At 69.7% G+C, this 2,955-nt stretch carries 3 protein-coding genes; 2 read left to right on the top strand and 1 reads right to left on the bottom strand.

The window, feature by feature from the left end:
• Positions 1 to 2,141: Tex family protein (locus AC1D01_RS27955; RefSeq protein ID WP_477872218.1), on the bottom strand; the 2,141-nt coding region annotated here is incomplete at its 3' end.
• 123 nt (positions 2,142 to 2,264) lie between these two features.
• On the opposite strand from AC1D01_RS27955, the gene AC1D01_RS27950 reads away from it, so the two are divergent.
• Both AC1D01_RS27950 and AC1D01_RS27945 read left to right on the top strand, forming a co-directional pair.
• Positions 2,265 to 2,654 carry a hypothetical protein gene (locus tag AC1D01_RS27950; protein WP_477872216.1) on the top strand — a complete coding sequence of 130 codons (390 nt, stop codon included), beginning with the start codon at positions 2,265 to 2,267 and terminating at the stop codon, positions 2,652 to 2,654.
• Positions 2,655 to 2,735: 81 nt separating this feature from the next.
• Positions 2,736 to 2,955, top strand: a 220-nt coding sequence (locus AC1D01_RS27945) for a hypothetical protein (protein ID WP_477872214.1), incomplete at its 3' end; no start/stop codon positions are given.

Here is a 2,955-nt window from a genome sequence, read left to right as displayed (position 1 = left end):
ACCTCGAGCACCTTGACCTTGACGATGTCGCCGGTCTTCACGACCTCGCGCGCATCGTTGACGAACTTGTTGCTCAGCTGGCTCACGTGCACCAGCCCGTCCTGGTGCACGCCCAGGTCGATGAAGGCGCCGAACTGCGCGACGTTGCTGACGGTGCCCTCGAGCGTCATGCCCGGCTGCAGGTCCTTCAGGTCCTCGACGCCGTCGTTGAAGCGCGCCACCTTGAAGTCGGGGCGCGGATCGCGGCCCGGCTTCTCCAGCTCGGCGAAGATGTCCTTCACCGTGATCGCGCCGAACTTCTCGCTCGCAAAGGCCTCGGGCTTCAGCGCGCGGATCACGTCGCTGCGGCCCATCACCTCGGCCGCCGGCTTGCTGACCGCGGCCATGATCTTCTCGACCACCGGGTAGGTTTCCGGGTGCACGCCGGACTGGTCCAGCGGGTTGTCGCCGCCGCGGATGCGCAGGAAGCCGGCGCTCTGCTCGAAGGTCTTCGCGCCGAGGCCGCTCACGTCCAGCAGCTGCTGGCGGTTGCGGAACGCACCGTTCGCATCGCGCCAGCGCACGATGCTCGCGGCCACCGCGCTGCTCAGGCCCGACACGCGCGACAGCAGCGGTGCCGACGCGGTGTTCAGGTCGACGCCCACCGAGTTCACGCAATCCTCGATCACGGTGTCGAGGCTGCGCGCGAGCTCGCTCTGGTTCACGTCGTGCTGGTACTGGCCGACGCCGATGCTCTTCGGCTCGATCTTCACGAGTTCCGCCAGCGGATCCTGCAGGCGCCGCGCAATGCTCACCGCGCCGCGCAGGCTCACGTCGAGGTCGGGCAGCTCCTTGCTGGCGTACTCGCTGGCCGAGTAGACCGACGCGCCGGCCTCGCTGACCACCACCTTCTCGATGTGCGTGCCGGGCGCGAGCTGCTGGATGCGCTTGATCAGGTCGGCGGCCAGCTTGTCGGTCTCGCGGCTCGCGGTGCCGTTGCCGATCGCGATCAGGTTGACGCCGTGCGTCGCGCACAGCCGGCCCAGCGTGTGGAGCGAGCCTTCCCAGTCGTTGCGCGGCTCGTGCGGGTAGACGGTGTGGGTGTCGAGCACCTTGCCGGTCGCGTCGACCACGGCGACCTTCACACCGGTGCGGATGCCGGGGTCCAGCCCCATCACGACGCGCGGGCCGGCCGGCGCGGCCAGCAGCAGGTCGCGCAGGTTCTCGGCGAACACCTTGATCGCGACCTTCTCGGCCTCTTCGCGCAGCCGGCTGAACAGGTCGCGCTCCAGGCTCAGGCTGAGCTTGACCTTCCAGGTCCAGCCGACGGTCTTGCGGATCAGGTCGTCGGCCGGCCGCTTCTTGTGGCTCCAGCCCAGGTGCACCGCGATGCGGCCTTCGGCGATCGTCGGCTGGCCCGGCACCACTTCTTCGTCGAGCACCAGCTTCGCATCGAGGAACTCGAGCGTGCGGCCGCGGAAGACGGCCAGCGCGCGGTGCGACGGCACGCGGTTGATCGGCTCGTCGTACTCGAAGTAGTCGCGGAACTTGGAGATGTCGGGGTGGTTGACGTCCTTGCCGTCCATCAGCTTCGAGCGCAGCAGGCCTTCGTCCCACAGCCAGGTGCGCAGCTTGCCGACCAGCGCGGCGTCTTCGGCCCAGCGCTCGCTGAGCAGGTCGCGCACGCCGTCGAGCACCGCCGGCGCATCGGCGAAACCGCCTTCGGCATTGATGAAGGCCACCGCCTCGGCGGCCGGGTCGAGCGACGGGTCGGCGAACAGCTTGTCGGCCAGCGGCTCCAGGCCCGCCTCGCGGGCGATCATGCCCTTGGTGCGGCGGCGCGGCTTGAACGGCAGGTAGAGGTCTTCGAGCTCCTGCTTCGTGGGGGCCGCCTCGATCGCGGCGCGCAGCGCGGGGGTCAGCTTGCCCTGCTCGTCGATGCTCTTCAGCACGGCCTCGCGGCGGTCTTCGAGCTCGCGCAGGTACGAGAGGCGGGATTCGAGCTCGCGCAGCTGGATGTCGTCGAGGTTGTCGGTGGCTTCCTTGCGGTAGCGGGCGATGAAGGGCACCGTGGCCCCGCCGTCCAGCAGTTGCACCGCGGCGTTCACTTGCGCCGGCCGAACCTTCAGTTCGGCGGCGATCTGCAGAAGAATCTTGTCCAAGACGAGGGGGCCCGCTGCGGGGCGGCAAAGCACGAAAGCGGCGGAGTTTGCCACACGGTCATCGCCGGGGCCCCGGGCGGATTTGTCACCGTTTGCTATGCTCGCGGCCTTCACGCCGTCCCCATGCCCCACCGCCCCCTCGCCCTCACCCGTGCCTCGCGCCGCATCGCCTTCGCGGCCGTGCTGCTCGTGTCGCTCGTGCTCGCGCAGGCGTTGGGGTTGATGCACGGCATCGCGCACATGCGTCATGCGCCGGGCGCGGCGACCACGGCCGCTGGAGTGAAGGCGCCGGCTGGCGACTCCGGCTGGGTCGCCAAGCTGTTCGCCGGCCACCAGCACGGCGGCGATTGCGATGTGTACGACCAGTTGACCCATGGCGACGCGCTGCACGGCATCACGCCTGCCTTCGCGGCCGTCGAGTTCACGCAGACGCCGGTGGCGCTGCACCGCGGCTGGCACATCGCCGCGCAGTCCTCGGGCTTCCTCGCCCGCGGGCCCCCTTCCCTGAGCTGATCCGCCTTTCCAGGTTCGTCTTCGGACCGGCTGCGCCTGCGCACGCCGGCCCGACCTCATCAGCTTTTCGGAAGTCTCTCCATGAATTCGCTCGTCTCGAAGCGCCACGCCGTGTCCGTGGCCATCTCGCTTGCCTTCTCTTCTGCCGCCTTCGCGCAGGCCATCCCGGCCGCAGCCGTCGCACCGGCCGCCGCAGCCAGCGCCCCCGCCACGCTCGACAAGGTCGTGATCACCGGCAACCCGCTCGGCCGCAGCGACATCGCCGCGCCGGTCTCGGTGCTGACCGGCGACGAGCTGACGC

This window comes from Rhizobacter sp. P3_B12, assembly GCF_056402895.1.
Note: the sequence above shows the minus strand (reverse complement) of the source record. Positions and strands in the feature narration are given on the sequence as shown.

Coding starts and splice junctions, on each gene's coding strand:
- AC1D01_RS27950 (WP_477872216.1), top strand. CDS start 2,265: ATGCCCCACCGCCCCCTCGCCCTCACCCGTGCCTCGCGCCGCATCGCC.